This is a genomic window from Microbacterium flavum (genome assembly GCF_018717645.1).
Classification (GTDB): domain Bacteria; phylum Actinomycetota; class Actinomycetes; order Actinomycetales; family Microbacteriaceae; genus Microbacterium; species Microbacterium flavum.
Map to the genome: position 1 here is coordinate 267,439 of NZ_JAFLHG010000001.1, position 13,776 is coordinate 281,214.

Below are 13,776 nucleotides of genomic sequence, written 5' to 3' on the forward strand. Positions count from 1 at the left end.
AGGATGGACGACATGACGACATGGCTGGTGACCGGCGGAGCGGGATACATCGGCGCGCACGTGGTGCGCGCGCTGCAGGCGGCGGGCATCGCCCCGGTCGTCGTGGACGACCTGTCGAGCGGCCACGCGTCGTTCGTCCCCGCGGACGTGCCCCTCGTCGAGGCGACGATCCTGCACCGCGGCCTGCTGGCCGACACGCTCCGCGCGCACGAGGCGACCGGCGTCATCCACGTCGCGGGCTTCAAGTACGCCGGAGTGTCGGTGCAGCGCCCTCTGCACACCTACGAGCAGAACGTCGAGGGAACGCGCGTCGTGCTTGGCGCGATGGCGGATGCCGGTGTCCACAACATCGTCTTCTCCTCCTCCGCCGCCGTCTACGGCACACCCGACGTACCGCTCGTGACGGAGGACCTGCCCAAGCGCCCCGCCTCCCCCTACGGCGAATCGAAGCTCATCGGTGAATGGCTACTGCGCGACCAGGGCGTCGCCACGGCATCCTCCGACGCACCGCTCCGGCACACGTCGCTGCGCTACTTCAACGTCGTGGGGTCGGCCGATTCGTCGGTGTACGACACGAGCCCGCACAACCTGTTCCCCATCGTGTTCGAGAAGCTCCTCGCCGGTGAGACACCGCAGATCAACGGTGACGACTACGACACCCCCGACGGCACGAACGTCCGCGACTACGTCCACGTCGGCGACATCGCCGCCGCCCATGTCGTGGCTGCGCAGCGCCTGGAGTCGGGGCAGGCGATCGAGGCCGCGTACAACCTCGGCTCGCAGAACGGGCTCAGTGTCCGCGAGATCATGGATGCCATGGCCCGCGTCACCGGCATCCCGTTCACGCCGGCGATCGGGCCACGTCGCGCGGGCGACCCCGACCGCATCGTCGCGACCGGCGAGCTCGCCGCGCGCGACCTCGACTGGCGCAACCGGTACACCGTCGACGAGATGGTTCGCACGGGATGGGAAGCCCGCCGCGCGGCCCAGGCCTGACGCGACCCGTCCCGCGGCGCGGGGGCGCCCATCCTCGGCAGCTCTCCGCCCGCCCTCCGCAGCCCTCCGCCCCCGCGGAGTGTCGAAAAGAACCGCCGAGTGTCCAGGACACGCGGAGGGTGGGCGGCCCGAACCCGCGCGTCCTGGACACTCGGGCGGTGCGCGACGCGCCCTCAGGCGCTGTCGCGGACGATCAGGGTCGGCGTCAGGAGGACGGGGATGCCGGGTCCGCCCTCGATGAGGTCGATCACGGCGGCGACGGCAACCTCGCCGAGGGCGTCGAAGTCCTGACGGACGGTCGTCAGCGGAGGGCGGTAATCCGCGGCATCCGCCACGTCGTCGAATCCGACGACGGCCACATCCTCCGGCACCCGCCGACCGGCCTCGGCGAGCGCTCGGAGTGCGCCGAGCGCCATCTGGTCATTGGCGGCGAAGAGGGCGGTGGCGTCGTCGGGCAGGGCGCGCACGACCTCATGACCCGAGGCGGCGGTCCACTGGCCGCGCACCACGGCGGGTACCGGACGGCCGGCCCCGGTGAGAGCGTCGCGCCAGCCGCGTTCGCGCTCGCGCGCAGCGAACGATCCGGCCGGGCCGGCCAGATGATGGACGGTCGCGTGGCCGGCGGAGAGGAGGTGGGCGGTCGCCGCCGCGGCGCCGCGGGCGTGATCGGTCTGCACGGTGAGATAGCGCCGCGCGAGCGCGAGCCGATCGTCCGGTGGTGAATCGACGACGACGACGGCGAGTCCGGGCGGGACGTCGAGGCCCCGCGCGAGGGCGGTCGCCTCGTTGAGGATGACGGCCCCATCCACACCCTGGTCGTGCAGGCGTGCGAACCCGGCGGCGACCGAGTCGCGACCCGAGGCCACGACGACCGCGAGGGCGAACCCGCGGTCGGATGCCGCATCGGCGATCGCCTGGAGCATCCGCGAGTTGCCCACCGCTGTGAGGTTCGACACGATCAGCCCGATGGTGTCGGTGCGGCCGGTGCGCAGGGCACGCGCGGCGTGATGGATGCGGTAGCCGAGGTCGTCCATCGCGGCCTCGACCCGCGCGCGGGTGGCGGGGTCGACTCGCGGAGAGTCGTTCACGACGCGCGAAACGGTCTGCGACGAGACCCCCGCGACGGCGGCGACATCCGCCATCGACACGCGTCGCCGCCCGCTCGACGCGTCGGGTCGCCCTGTCGTCATGATCAAAACTCCTCCACATCAAGATGTGTTGACGATAACACGGCATGTGAGTTACCGTGTGATCGTGAACATGACGGAGCTTCGCATCGAGGACCTGCCCGCGCACCACCTCGGCGCGGGAGTCGTCAAACGCACCACGCTGCTCGCCGATGGGCGCGAGCTGATCTACTTCGACGACGCCGACACCACCCTGGGTTCATCCCGCGCGGTGGACGCCCGGGGCCTGGACCCGCGGCCCGCCACTGCGTCGATGCGGCAGGATGTCCTCACCGGCGACTGGATTTCCATCGCTGCGGCGCGCCAGAATCGCGCCTTCCTCCCCCCTGCCGAGCTCGACCCCCTCGCCCCGCAGACCCCGCTGAATCCGTCGGAGATCCCGTCCCGCTACGACGTCGCCGTGTTCGAGAACCGCTCGCCGTCCTTCGGCCCCGCGCTCGCGGAGGCGATCGGTGGCGCGCCCGCCGCGGCCGACCCTCCCCGCGACCTCGAGGATCTCGCGCATCCGGGCCTCGGCCGCACCCGCACGAGCGTCGGGCGATGCGAGGTGGTCTGCTTCTCCCCCGCGCACGCCGGCTCGTTCGGCACCCAGAGCCCCTCACGCGCCCGCACCGTGATCGAGGCATGGGCCGACCGCACCGCCGCCCTCTCGGAGCTCCCCGGCATCCAGCAGGTGTTCCCGTTCGAGAACCGAGGCGAGGAGATCGGCGTCACGCTCCATCACCCGCACGGGCAGATCTACGCCTACCCGTACGTCACTCCGCGCACCCAACGGCTGCTGGACGCGATCGATCGCACGAGCCCGGACCTGTTCGAGCGCATCCTCGCGTTCGAGCAGGCGGGACCCCGCGTCGTGCTGCGCGGCGAGCACTTCACCGCGTTCGTCCCGTTCGCGGCTCGGTGGCCGGTCGAGGTGCATGTCCTGCCCCATCGGCACGTTCCGGACATCGCCGCCCTGACGAATGCCGAGCGCGACGAGCTCGCCCCGTTCTACCTGCGACTTCTGCGCGGAGTGGACGCGCTGTACAGCACGCCCACGCCGTACATCGCCGCGTGGCACCAGGCGCCGGTGAATGTGGGGCGCGCCGCCGTGCGGCTCAGCCTGCAGCTGACGAGTCCGCGCCGCGCCGCCGACAAGCTGAAGTACCTCGCCGGCTCGGAAGCGGCGATGGGGGCGTGGATCGGCGACGTCCCCCCGGAGACCGCCGCCGAGCGGCTCCGCGACGCCGTCGAAGGAGTGCAGCTGTGAACGCCGCCTCGAAGATCGCAGCAGCGGGACCGGCGGGAGCCTCCGGCACCTGGTCGGCACCCGGCCGCGTCAACCTCATCGGCGAGCACACCGACTACAACGACGGATTCGTCTTCCCCTTCGCCACCCCCCATCGCACGACGGTGGCCCTGCGGGCACGCGATGACGGCCGCATCTCGGTCTCGTCAACGTTCGACCGCGACCCGGTCGAGGTGGCCGCGACCGATCTCAACGGCCTCTTCCCCGTGCGACGCGAAGAGGTCGTCGAGTGGGCCCGCTACCCGCTCGGGGTCGCATGGGCGCTCCTGGAGGCGACCGGCACCGACCCGGCATCCGTCATGGGCGTCGACCTGGCCTTCTCCTCCGATGTGCCCGTCGGGGCGGGCCTGTCGTCCTCCGCGGCGATCGAAGGCGCGACGGCGGCCGCGCTGAACGAGGTGTGGAGGCTGGGCCTCGACCGCGTCGCCCTCGCGCGCGCCGGCCGCCGCGCCGAGAACGACGCGGTCGGAGCCCCGACGGGGATCATGGACCAGATGGCCTCGATGCTGGGTCGCGTCGACGCCGGCACGTTCCTCGACTGCCGGAGCCTGGATGCCGAGGTCGTCGACCTGGGCTTCGAGGCGGCGGGACTCGCGGTGGTCGTGATGGACACCCGGGTCACGCATGCGCATTCGACGGGCGGGTACGGCGAGCGCCGCGCCGCCTGCGAGCGCGGCGCCGCCCTCATGGGAGTCGCGGCGCTGCGCGACCTTTCCGCCGATGATCTTCCTCGCGCGCGCACAGTGATGGACGATGTCACCTTCCGCCGCGCGCGGCACGTCATCACCGAGAACCAGCGGGTCCTCGACACGGTGGCGACGCTGCGGACCGACGGGCCGCGGGCCATCGGCGCGCTGCTGGATGCCTCGCACGCGTCGTTGCGCGACGACTTCGAGGTCTCGGTCCCCGAACTCGACCTCGCCGTGGACACGGCTCGGACCGCGGGCGCGATCGGGGCGCGGATGACCGGCGGCGGCTTCGGCGGCGCCGCGATCGCGCTCGTCGATCACGCTCGGGTCGACGCGGTGAGGGACGCGGTCGAGGCCGCGTTCGCGCACGCCGGCTACACGGCGCCGCACGTGTTCACCGTGCGGCCATCGGAGGGCGCGCGTCGCGACTCCTGACGTGCGCTCCGCCGGCGCGCAACCCCCTTGGCATCGGCCCGGGGGCAGCCGTAGCGTCGGAACCGACGGCGGCATCCGCCCGCCCGGAAGGAGCAGTGATGGCTTCCCTCATCGTCGGGACCGAGAACTCGGTCGACATCGAGATCTTCTACACCGACCACGGCCCCGCGGACGCGCAGCCCGTGGTGCTGATCCACGGCTTCCCGCTGAACGGCGAGTCGTGGGACCTGCAGGCCCGTGCCCTCCTCGATGCCGGGTACCGCGTGATCGCCTACGACCGGCGCGGCTTCGGCGCCTCGACGAAGACCGCGAGCGGATCGGACTACGACACGTTCGCCGCGGATCTGCATGCACTGATCGAAGACCTCGAGCTGGACGAGGCGGTCCTCGTGGGCTTCTCGATGGGCACCGGCGAGATCGCGCGCTACCTCTCGCGCTACGGAGCGGGCCGCATCGCGAAAGCCGCGTTCCTCGGATCTCTGGAGCCGTATCTGCTCATCACCGAGGACAATCCCGACGGGGCCGGTGACCAGGCGTTCTTCGACGGCACGTCGGCCGCCGTCGCGGAGGACAGGTACGCGTTCCTCACCGGCTTCTTCCGTGACTTCTACAACCTCGACGAGAACCTCGGCGAGCGGATCTCGCAGGAGGCGGTGGATGCCTCGGTGCAGGTCGCGAACCAGGCCGGAAACGCGGCGATCGCCGCCGCGCCCCTGACCTGGCCGACGGACTTCCGCGCGGACATCAGCGCCATCACGGTGCCGGCGCTCATCCTGCACGGCACGGCCGACAACATCCTGCCGATCGACAAGACCGCGCGCCGCTTCCGCGAGCTCCTCCCCGACGCGACCTATGTCGAGATCGAGGGCGCCCCGCACGGCCTGCTGCGGACGCACGGCACCGAGGTGAACGCGGCGCTCCTCGCCTTCCTCGAGGCGTGAGCCGCTCCGTCAGCCGGGGAGGGTGACGAGCGCATCCGGGAGGCGACGCCGCATGACGGCGATCGCCTCCGGGTTGTCGTCGACGAGGGTGGCGTGCCGGCCGAGGCGAGACGCGACCGCACCGGTCGTGCCGCTCCCGGCGAAGAGATCGAGCACCCGGTCGCCGGGGCGGCTCGAGGCCTGCACCATCCGCCGGACGATCCCCTCGGGCTTCTGCGTCGGATACCCGGTCCGTTCTGCTCCGGTCGTGGGGACGATCGTGTGCCACCAGACGTCGGTGGGGAGCTTCCCCCGCTCCGCCTTCTCCGCGGTGACGAGGCCGGGCGCCATGTACGGCTCACGGTCCACGGCGTCCGAGTCGAACCAGTACCGGGCGGGGTCCTTCACGTAGACGAGGATCGTGTCGTGCTTGGTCGGCCACCGCCGCTTCGTCTTGGCACCGTAGTCGTACGCCCACACGATCTCGTTGAGGAAGCAGTCGCGTCCGAACAGGGCGTCGAGCAGCACCTTGGCGTAGTGCGCCTCGCGGTAGTCCAGGTGCAGGTAGAGGGTTCCGTCGGCGGCGAGCACGCGCCACGCCTCGCGCAGTCGCGGCTCGAGGAAGTCCCAGTAATCGTCGAACCGGTCGTCGTAGACGCGCAGGTCCTCGCGCAGCCGCGCGTACCCCGCGCCACGGAATCCGGTCTGGGTCGCGCGGTCCCCCAGCCGCGGGGCTGTCGCCGACGTCCGGGTGCGCGCCCGCCCCGTGTTGAACGGCGGGTCCAGATACACGAGCGTGAACGCGGCATCCGGCAGCCCCTGCGCGACCGCGAGGCTGTCGCCGTGGACGATCTCGACGGTCACGGCACGCGGTGCAGCCACGCGTCCGAGGCGAACTTGGACTCAGCCAGCTCTTCGGCCTCGGCGTATTCCGCTTCCGTGATATGACCGGGCTGCGCGCCGTACAGGTTCGCGAACGTCTCCTTCAGGCGCTCGATGATGGCCTCCCGCGGAAGGCCGGTCTGCGCCCGCAGCGGGTCGACGCGCTTGGCGGCGGAGGTCGTGCCCTTGTCGCTGAGCTTCTCGCGCCCGATGCGCAGCACTTCGGTCATCACCTGGCCGTCCATGTCGTAGGACATGGTCGCGTGGTGGAGCACACCTCCGCCGGCGAGCCGCTTCTGCGCTGCGCCGCCGATCTTCCCCTTCGGCGACGCGATGTCGTTGAGCGGCTGATACGTCGCCTCCACGCCGAGCGAGCGCAGCGCCTGCAGCACCCAGTCGTCGAGGAACGCGTAGGAGTCGGCGAACGTCATCCCCGCGACCAGGGATGCCGGCACGTACAGCGAGTACGTGACGATCGACCCTGCGCCCATCATCATCGCGCCGCCGCCCGAGATCCGTCGGACGACGTCGTACCCGTGCCGGGCCGCGCCCTCGGGATCGACCTCGTTGCGGTACGACTGGAACGACCCGATGACGACGGCGGACTCGTTCCACTCCCAGATGCGCAGGGTGGGGTTGCGCAGTCCCGCGCCGACCCGAGCCGTCAGGACCTCGTCCAGAGCGAGGTTCATCCGCGGCGAGACGGCTCCCTCGTGGATGATCTCCCACGTGAAGTCCTTCCAGCCCGGCGCCGTGACGAGCGCGCGGCGCACCGCGGTGCCCACCGACTCGGGCGTGAACCCCAGCAGCTGCGCGCCCTCGGGGAGGGCGTCGCGGACGGCCGCGGCGATGCCGGAGGCATCCGTCTCGACGGGAAGTCCGTTCACCGCGGCATCGATGTCCGCCAGGGCGTCGTCGGGCTCGAGGAAGAAGTCTCCGGCGAGATGGAACCGGGCGATGCGACCGCCCTCCACCTCGAGGTCGACGACGACGAGCTTCCCGCCCGGAACCTTGTACTCCCCGTGCATGCTCCCAGCCTAGGCGCGCGGCGGCCGTTCAGGCTCGGGCGGCGATGCGTGCGTCGAGCCAGGCGATGAGGTCGCTGACGACCTCCTCGCGCGAGACGTCGTTGAAGATCTCGTGGCGGACGTCGGGGTAGACGAGGGTCGTGACGTCGGACAGTCCCGAGCGTGTGCGGTATGCGTCGGCGAGACGGTGGACGCTCCGCGGCCCTCCGACGGTGTCGTCTCGGCCGACCATGAGGAGAAGGGGCACGTCGCGCGGGAGGTTCTTGGCCGGCTTCCCGAACAGGCGCGCTCCGTCGATCGGGCCGAAGAGCTTCAGCACGGAGTCGCTCGTCGTGAGCGGATCGTCGAGGAAAGCGCGGGCGACGGCGGGATCGGAGGAGAGCCACGCCATCCCGGTCGGGTCCTCCTTCTTCCACGGCGCGTTGAGATCCCCGGCGTTCATCGATCCCGGCCATCGCAGGGCGGACCCGGTGAGGATGACGGCGTCGTATGCCTCCGCGTGCTGGTCGACGAGCATCTGGGCGAGGAAGGATCCCCAGGAGTGTCCGAGGAGCGTCAGAGGAAGCTCCGGGTTCTCCGCCCGGATCAGCTCGGTGAGCTGCCAGCATGCCGCGACCGCGGCGCGAAGACCCCCGGGCCCCAACGTACCCAGACGGGAGCGATCGCCGCCGTGCTGTCCCATGCCCGTGCGGCCGTGCCCCCGGTGATCGTCGGCATAGACGATGTAGCCCTCCGCGATGAGCTCGCCGATGAGGTGCGCGTAGCGTCCCGCGTGCTCTCCGACGCCGTGGAGAAGCTGCACCACCCCGCGAGGGGCGACCTCCGGGAGATAGTGATCGAAGACGATCCGGACGCCGTATCCGTCGGTGAAGGATCTCTCGGCAGGCGTGATCATGGCGCGAGTCTAGTGACCGAGCTTTCCGCGTGCCGATCTCATCGGGCCTCTTTCGCTGCCCGATTTCGCTAGCTAGGCTAGCGATCCATGAAGGACGTCTCCTCGCGACGATGGATCGGGCTGGTCTTCATCAGTCTCGCCGTCGCCCTCATCATCGTCGATTCGACGATCGTCAACGTCGCCGTGCCGGCCATCGTCGACGATCTCGGCATCTCGTCCACGCAGGTGCAGTGGGTGCAGGAGGCCTACACCCTGGTCTTCGCCTCGATGCTGCTCCTCTTCGGCTCGCTGGCCGACCGGATCGGTCGTCGCCGCATGCTCCTGACCGGCGTCGTCCTCTTCGCTGGCGCCTCCGTGGGCGCCGCGTTCGCCCCGTCGGGCGACCTCCTCATCGGGGCGCGGCTCATCCAGGGGATCGGCGGGGCCATGATGCTCCCGAGCACGCTGTCGCTTCTGAACGCGACGTTCCGTGGGCGCGAACGGGGCATCGCCTTCGCGGTCTGGGGGTCGACGATCGGAGGCATGGCGGCCGTCGGTCCGCTCCTGGGCGGATGGCTGACGACGTCCTTCTCGTGGCGCTGGGCGTTCGGGATCAATGTGCCCCTCGGCATCCTGATCTTCATCGGCGTGCTGCTGACCGTGGCCGAGTCCCGCGAGGATGCCGCGGGGCGTGTCGACGCCGTCGGCGCGGTGCTGTCGGTGGTCCTCTTCGGCACGCTGGTGTTCGGCCTCATCGAGGGACGCTCCCTCGGCTGGTGGCAGAGCGAGCGTGCGTTCACGGTCGGCCCCTGGACATGGCCGTGGTCGCTCTCCCCCGTGCCCGTGGCGTTCGCGATCTCGGTCCTCGCCCTCGTCGGATTCGTCGCGTGGGCGCGCCACCGCTCGCGCGCCGGCCGGGCGACCCTGCTCGACCCGAAGCTCTTCGCGATCTCCACCTTCCGCAGCGGCAACATCGCGGCGATGGTCGTCTCACTCGGCGAGTTCGGCATCATCCTGTCGCTGCCGATCTGGCTGCAGTTCGTCCTCGGATTCGACGCGCTGCAGACGGGGCTCGTGCTGATCGCCCTCGCCGTCGGCTCCTTCGTCGCGAGCGGATTCGCGGGAGCATCCAGCGGCAAGGTCAGCCCGGTGCTGGTCGTGCGCATCGGCCTTCTGGCCGAGATCGTGGGCATCGCCTGGGTGGGTCTGGTCGTCGGTCCGGATGCCGCGTGGGGGTGGCTGCTCCCGGCCCTGTTCGTCTACGGGTTCGGTGTCGGGCTCGCCACCGCCCAGCTGACCGGCGTCGTCCTGCAGGACGTGCCCGTGCAGCTGTCCGGGCAGGGATCGGGCACGCAATCCACCGCACGGCAGGTCGGCTCCGCGCTCGGCATCGCCATTCTCGGCACCGTGCTCTTCTCCTCGACGGCGGGCATCCTCTCCTCGTCGCTGGATGACCGCGGCATCCCCGCGGCTGAGCGCGACAGCGTCGTCTCCGCCGTCGTCGACAGCGCCGGCGCCGCGATCGCCGGGCTTGAGCAGAACCCCCAGACGGCGGACATCGCGACCGACGCGAAGGCTGCCTTCTCGGACGGGACGCGCCTGTCGGCGTTCACGGCAGCGGCCTTCCTCGCGATCGGCCTGCTCGCGACGATCCCCCTCGGCCGCGCATCGCGGCGGGAGGGCCGCCGGGAGGAGCCGCGCGGCGACGTCGCCGCCGCCGCGTGACCCGACGGCGGATCCCGCCGGCGTCCCCTTTTCCTTAGCAAGGCTAATGAGCTATGCTAAGGAAAAGAATGAGCACCGACCCCGCCGCACCCGCACCCGCCGATCGCGCGCTTCCCCCCGTCGACACCGAGGCCTCCGACCTCCGCATGGCGACGTTCCGCCTCGCCCGACGCCTCCGCTCCCAGCGAGCCGTCGACACGATGAGCGACGGCCAGTTCGCCGTCCTCGCCGCGCTCTCCTCGCACGGGCCGCACACCCTCGGCGAGCTCGCCGACCGCGAGCGCGTGTCGGCACCATCGATGAACCGGACCGTCAACTGCCTGGAGGAGACGGGATACCTCTCCCGCACACCCGACGAGAACGATCGTCGCAAGGTGAACATCGCGCTGACGGATGCCGGGCGGGGCGTCGTGACCGAGACGGTGCGCCGTCGCGACTCGTGGCTCGAGCAGGCGCTGACCGAGCTGACCGAGGGGCAGCGCCGCACTCTGCACGAGGCCGCGGCGATCATGCGGGAGGTGGCGGCGCGATGAGCTCTCCCATGTTCCGCTCCTTCTCCGTCTTCAACTACCGCGTCTGGTTCATCGGGGCGCTCGTCTCCAACGTCGGGCAGTGGATGCAGGGCACCGCGCTCAGCTGGGTCGTGCTCACCCAGCTGACCGACAACGACGCCGGCGCCATGGGCATCACCATGGCCCTGCAGTTCGCACCCCCGCTTCTGCTCGTCGGGGTGACCGGGTGGGTCGCCGACCGCTTCGACCGTCGCCGCCTGCTCCTGCTGACCCAGTCGCTGCTGATGGCCATCGGCGCCCTGATCGGCGTGCTGATCCTGTCGGGCACCATGACGCTGCCCCTCATGTACGTCTTCGCGTTCGTCCTCGGCATGGTGGCCGCGTTCGACAATCCGACGCGGCAGGCCTTCGTGTCCGACCTCGTCGCTCGCGAGAACGCGTCCAACGCCGTCGCGCTCAACGCGGCATCCTTCAACAGCGCGCGCATGATCGGTCCCGCCCTCGCGGGGATCATGATCGTGGCGGTCGGCACGGGCTGGGTGTTCCTCGCCAACGCGGTGACCTTCCTCGCGATGATCGTCGCCCTCGTCCTCATCCGCCAGGACGAGCTGGTGCCGCGGGTGAAGGCGCCCGGCGCCGCGCGCCTGGCCGACGGCTTCCGCTACGTCCGGGGCCGTCCGGACCTCATGGTCGCCTTCGCGATGGTGTTCCTCATCGGCGCCTTCGGCATGAACTTCCCGATCTTCGCCTCGACGATGGCGATCGAGTTCGGCAAGGATGCCGACGGCTACGGGCTCCTCTCCTCGATCCTCGCGATCGGATCGCTCACCGGAGCGCTCCTCGCCGCTCGACGGGAGCGCGCCCGGATCCGCATGGTCATCGTCGGGACGGGCCTGTTCGCCCTCGCCGCCACCGTGAGCGCCTTCATGCCCACGTACGTCCTCTACGCGGTGACGCTCATGTTCACGGGGTTCGCGGTCGTCACGACCATGACCACGGCGAACGGCTACGTGCAGACGACGACCGACCCCGCGCTCCGCGGCCGGGTGCTCGCGCTGTACATGGCGATCCTCATGGGCGGGACTCCGATCGGCGCGCCGATCGTCGGCTGGGTGGCCGACGCGTACGGCCCCCGCGCCGCGATCCTGGTGGGGGCGGGTGCCGCCTTCGTCGCGTTCGGCATCGGCGCCACATGGATGCTGGCCTCCGGGCGCGTGCACCGGCACGAGCACCGTCGGTTCGCGCTGTCGCTCGACGAGACGCGCCCGATCACCCTGGTGGACGCCGTCGCCCCCGAAGAGTTCAGCGACGAGGTCGCCGGCACCACCCCGATCCGTCTCCCCGAGATGGATGTCCCGGAGATCGCGCCGGCCGACCGGTCGCGGCGCGTCTGACGGGACTCAGTGCAGCGCCGCGTCGGCCGCGGAGCGCACCCACGTCGTGAACAGCACCTCGAAGCCTGCGCGCGTCGGGGCGCAGAGGAAGGGCCCCGCCTGAGCGGGGACGTCCGCGGGGAAAGGTGCGACGCGCACGAGCCGCAGCGGCTCCCCGTCGACGCCGGCGCGGACGGTCAGGGCATCCGCACCTCGGCTCACGCGCACACGGAGCGGCAGACCGCGCCAGTCCGGCACGGCCCCGACGGACCAGTCCGACATCCCCGCCGTCACCACCGCGCCGACGCCGAGGACGCCGTCGGCGTATTCCACGCCCGCCTTGACCCAGGTCTCCTCGTCCACGCGGACGAAGATCCCCGCCTGGTCGAATTGCGCGGCGAAGTCCGCGGAGAAGACGACCTCCATCGCTGCTCCGACCCCGAGCGGCGCGAGGAGGGCGTGCTCCGTGTCGTGCACGAACCCGTAGGACGTGTGCCGCCAGGCGTCGCTGCCCTCGACGGCCGTGACGCGCAGGGCGTCGCCGTGCACGGCGACCCGTGCGGGCACTGTCGTCCATGTCCCGGCATCCCAGGGAATCGATCCGTCCATCGAGCCATCCTCCCTCACCGGAGAGCCCGGGGCGCTTCCGGTGTCTCGGCCACGTCGGACGCCGGACGCGGCCCGCTCGACCAGGCATAATAGTTCGGTGCCTTTCGGCACACTGCGACCCGGTCAGTACGCGGGGATGAATCGAGGGTCGATGCCGTACCGGAGCAAGGCGACGGTCCAGAGCTGGGTCGACGAGTACCTCACCACCCACACGGAGGATGCCGTCGTCGTCACCGTGCTGGAGAAGGACTTCACCCCGGGGCCCGAGTCGGGCATGGTCGTCGTGTCCCTGCGCAACGCGTCGACCGTCACCTACATCCAGGCCGTCGTCGACGACTCCGGCCCGCACTGGGTCGTGACCTTCGAGCCGCGCGCAGAGGGATTCGATCTCGATGCGCCGGGTGTGGCGCGCCTGGCATCGGACCTCGGCGCGATCGCGCGGATGTGCGCGTACCTCCAGGAGCGGACGCTGGCCGCGGTGGCCGAGCTCGCTCCCTGAGCGCTCACCTCGTCGGGCTCACATCACCGGGAGCGTGAGCACAGCTGCCGCGAAGGTCGCGACGGCCACGAAGCCGGTCATCGCAGCCGCCACGTGGAGCGCCGACTCGATCTTCGGCGACGAGACCGTCGCCGCCGCCCGCGGGGCTCGCTCAACGGCGCGCTGAGCCTCGCGGAGCGAGATGTAGTGCCCTACGGGCGTGGACTGCCCGTCGAACCCCACGAAGTGCCCATCCCCGGTCCGCTCGGCGTAGCCGACGTACTCGCCGGAGCGGGATGCCACGTGGAAGCCGGACTCGACGCGCACCCACGTGATCCGGGCGGTGCCGGTGATGCGCGGCGGCAGGACGCTGGTCATGCCACGACCGCCAGTTCCGGCCGTTCCGCGCGCGCCAGAGCGTCGAGGTCGATCACGATGCCGGCCGAGGATGCCGCCGCCTGGGCGAGATCGTTGACGTGAGCAGGATCGAGGCGGATCGGCTCTGCGCTGTCGAAGTCGAACCGCAGCGGGATCGCGCAGTGGATCCAGACGGTCGACCGCCCGTGCTTGGCCGACGCGAACGTCATGGCGAAGCCCTCCGACCGTCGGAGCTTGGCGGTGGCGACCACCTTGAGGTGTGCCAGCTCACGGTCGTCGACCGCGATCGCGTCGGTGCTGTTTCCGTAGTACAGGCGGCCCATGGTGACTCCTCGAGGTCGGTTAGGTGAAAGGTTATTCCGACGATAAGTAGTTAGTCAAGCGAGATACATTGAGAACTAC

At 70.7% G+C, this 13,776-nt stretch carries 15 protein-coding genes; 8 read left to right on the top strand and 7 right to left on the bottom strand.

Annotated elements, in window-relative coordinates; all coding sequences use genetic code 11:
- Positions 1–12: 12 nt before the first annotated feature.
- The gene (gene galE / locus J0P97_RS01350) at positions 13–996 is read left to right on the top strand and encodes a UDP-glucose 4-epimerase GalE (RefSeq protein WP_215485967.1); all 984 of its coding nucleotides are present in this window, start codon (positions 13–15) and stop codon (positions 994–996) included.
- A 173-nt stretch (positions 997–1,169) separates the two neighbouring features.
- Here the strand turns inward: galE and J0P97_RS01355 are convergent, their stop codons facing one another.
- Entirely contained in the window at positions 1,170–2,186 is a 1,017-nt protein-coding gene (locus J0P97_RS01355) for a LacI family DNA-binding transcriptional regulator (RefSeq protein WP_372449661.1), read from the bottom strand.
- Between the two features lie 70 nt (positions 2,187–2,256).
- Here J0P97_RS01355 and galT point away from each other — a divergent pair, with 70 nt between their 5' ends.
- The 3 genes from galT (at position 2,257) to J0P97_RS01370 (ending at position 5,536) form a co-directional block, all read left to right on the top strand.
- Positions 2,257–3,432, top strand: a complete 1,176-nt coding sequence (galT, locus tag J0P97_RS01360; RefSeq protein WP_215485968.1) for a galactose-1-phosphate uridylyltransferase — start codon at positions 2,257–2,259, stop codon at positions 3,430–3,432.
- Complete coding sequence (galK, locus tag J0P97_RS01365; RefSeq protein WP_215485969.1) at positions 3,429–4,595, top strand: galactokinase; 1,167 nt, start codon at positions 3,429–3,431, stop codon at positions 4,593–4,595. The genes galT and galK overlap by 4 nt, the downstream gene beginning before the upstream one ends.
- Before the next feature lie 98 nt (positions 4,596–4,693).
- Positions 4,694–5,536: an alpha/beta fold hydrolase gene (locus tag J0P97_RS01370; RefSeq protein ID WP_215485970.1), complete on the top strand. Its 843-nt coding sequence runs from the start codon at positions 4,694–4,696 to the stop codon at positions 5,534–5,536.
- Between the two features lie 9 nt (positions 5,537–5,545).
- Here the strand turns inward: J0P97_RS01370 and J0P97_RS01375 are convergent, their stop codons facing one another.
- From J0P97_RS01375 to J0P97_RS01385, 3 genes are read right to left on the bottom strand one after another with little or no spacing between them, the layout of a single operon-like run.
- On the bottom strand, positions 5,546–6,397 hold the full coding sequence (locus tag J0P97_RS01375; RefSeq protein ID WP_308163335.1) for a DNA-methyltransferase: 852 nt from the start codon (positions 6,395–6,397) through the stop codon (positions 5,546–5,548).
- Complete coding sequence (gene lplAB / locus J0P97_RS01380; RefSeq protein WP_215485971.1) at positions 6,376–7,425, bottom strand: lipoate-protein ligase LplAB; 1,050 nt, start codon at positions 7,423–7,425, stop codon at positions 6,376–6,378. Before lplAB ends, J0P97_RS01375 begins: the two co-directional genes overlap by 22 nt.
- Before the next feature lie 28 nt (positions 7,426–7,453).
- Positions 7,454–8,320, bottom strand: a complete 867-nt coding sequence (locus J0P97_RS01385) for an alpha/beta hydrolase (RefSeq protein WP_215485972.1) — start codon at positions 8,318–8,320, stop codon at positions 7,454–7,456.
- 87 nt (positions 8,321–8,407) lie between these two features.
- Between J0P97_RS01385 and J0P97_RS01390 the strand changes: the two genes are divergently transcribed.
- The 3 genes from J0P97_RS01390 to J0P97_RS01400 all read left to right on the top strand — a co-directional run bounded on the left by J0P97_RS01390 (position 8,408) and on the right by J0P97_RS01400 (position 11,930).
- A complete protein-coding gene (locus J0P97_RS01390; protein WP_215485973.1) occupies positions 8,408–10,024 on the top strand; it encodes a DHA2 family efflux MFS transporter permease subunit in 1,617 nt (538 codons plus the stop codon).
- Positions 10,025–10,092: 68 nt separating this feature from the next.
- Positions 10,093–10,557, top strand: coding sequence for a MarR family winged helix-turn-helix transcriptional regulator (locus J0P97_RS01395; protein WP_372449662.1), 465 nt, complete (start codon positions 10,093–10,095; stop codon positions 10,555–10,557).
- The gene (locus tag J0P97_RS01400) at positions 10,554–11,930 is read left to right on the top strand and encodes an MFS transporter (protein ID WP_246539381.1); all 1,377 of its coding nucleotides are present in this window, start codon (positions 10,554–10,556) and stop codon (positions 11,928–11,930) included. The genes J0P97_RS01395 and J0P97_RS01400 overlap by 4 nt, the downstream gene beginning before the upstream one ends.
- A 6-nt stretch (positions 11,931–11,936) precedes the next feature.
- Here J0P97_RS01400 and J0P97_RS01405 read toward each other — a convergent pair whose 3' ends face one another.
- Complete coding sequence (locus J0P97_RS01405; protein WP_215485975.1) at positions 11,937–12,518, bottom strand: DUF1349 domain-containing protein; 582 nt, start codon at positions 12,516–12,518, stop codon at positions 11,937–11,939.
- Between the two features lie 97 nt (positions 12,519–12,615).
- Between J0P97_RS01405 and J0P97_RS01410 the strand changes: the two genes are divergently transcribed.
- Positions 12,616–13,017 carry a protein-L-isoaspartate carboxylmethyltransferase gene (locus J0P97_RS01410; protein WP_282837614.1) on the top strand — a complete coding sequence of 134 codons (402 nt, stop codon included), beginning with the start codon at positions 12,616–12,618 and terminating at the stop codon, positions 13,015–13,017.
- 18 nt (positions 13,018–13,035) lie between these two features.
- On the opposite strand, the gene J0P97_RS01415 is transcribed toward J0P97_RS01410, so the two are convergent.
- Both J0P97_RS01415 and J0P97_RS01420 read right to left on the bottom strand, forming a co-directional pair.
- Positions 13,036–13,374, bottom strand: a complete 339-nt coding sequence (locus tag J0P97_RS01415; protein ID WP_215485976.1) for a peptide ABC transporter permease — start codon at positions 13,372–13,374, stop codon at positions 13,036–13,038.
- Positions 13,371–13,697, bottom strand: coding sequence for a DUF7882 family protein (locus J0P97_RS01420; protein ID WP_215485977.1), 327 nt, complete (start codon positions 13,695–13,697; stop codon positions 13,371–13,373). Before J0P97_RS01420 ends, J0P97_RS01415 begins: the two co-directional genes overlap by 4 nt.
- Between the last annotated feature and the right edge of the window lie 79 nt (positions 13,698–13,776).

What these genes read in the sequence shown, in the direction of transcription:
- lplAB (WP_215485971.1), bottom strand. Translation starts at nt 7,425, where the DNA reads ATGCACGGGGAGTACAAGGTTCCGGGCGGGAAGCTCGTCGTCGTCGAC.
- J0P97_RS01420 (WP_215485977.1), bottom strand. Translation starts at nt 13,697, where the DNA reads ATGGGCCGCCTGTACTACGGAAACAGCACCGACGCGATCGCGGTCGAC.
- J0P97_RS01385 (WP_215485972.1), bottom strand. Translation starts at nt 8,320, where the DNA reads ATGATCACGCCTGCCGAGAGATCCTTCACCGACGGATACGGCGTCCGG.
- J0P97_RS01395 (WP_372449662.1), top strand. Translation starts at nt 10,093, where the DNA reads ATGAGCACCGACCCCGCCGCACCCGCACCCGCCGATCGCGCGCTTCCC.
- J0P97_RS01405 (WP_215485975.1), bottom strand. Translation starts at nt 12,518, where the DNA reads ATGGACGGATCGATTCCCTGGGATGCCGGGACATGGACGACAGTGCCC.
- J0P97_RS01370 (WP_215485970.1), top strand. Translation starts at nt 4,694, where the DNA reads ATGGCTTCCCTCATCGTCGGGACCGAGAACTCGGTCGACATCGAGATC.
- galT (WP_215485968.1), top strand. Translation starts at nt 2,257, where the DNA reads ATGACGGAGCTTCGCATCGAGGACCTGCCCGCGCACCACCTCGGCGCG.
- galE (WP_215485967.1), top strand. Translation starts at nt 13, where the DNA reads ATGACGACATGGCTGGTGACCGGCGGAGCGGGATACATCGGCGCGCAC.
- J0P97_RS01400 (WP_246539381.1), top strand. Translation starts at nt 10,554, where the DNA reads ATGAGCTCTCCCATGTTCCGCTCCTTCTCCGTCTTCAACTACCGCGTC.
- J0P97_RS01355 (WP_372449661.1), bottom strand. Translation starts at nt 2,186, where the DNA reads ATGACGACAGGGCGACCCGACGCGTCGAGCGGGCGGCGACGCGTGTCG.
- J0P97_RS01415 (WP_215485976.1), bottom strand. Translation starts at nt 13,374, where the DNA reads ATGACCAGCGTCCTGCCGCCGCGCATCACCGGCACCGCCCGGATCACG.
- J0P97_RS01390 (WP_215485973.1), top strand. Translation starts at nt 8,408, where the DNA reads ATGAAGGACGTCTCCTCGCGACGATGGATCGGGCTGGTCTTCATCAGT.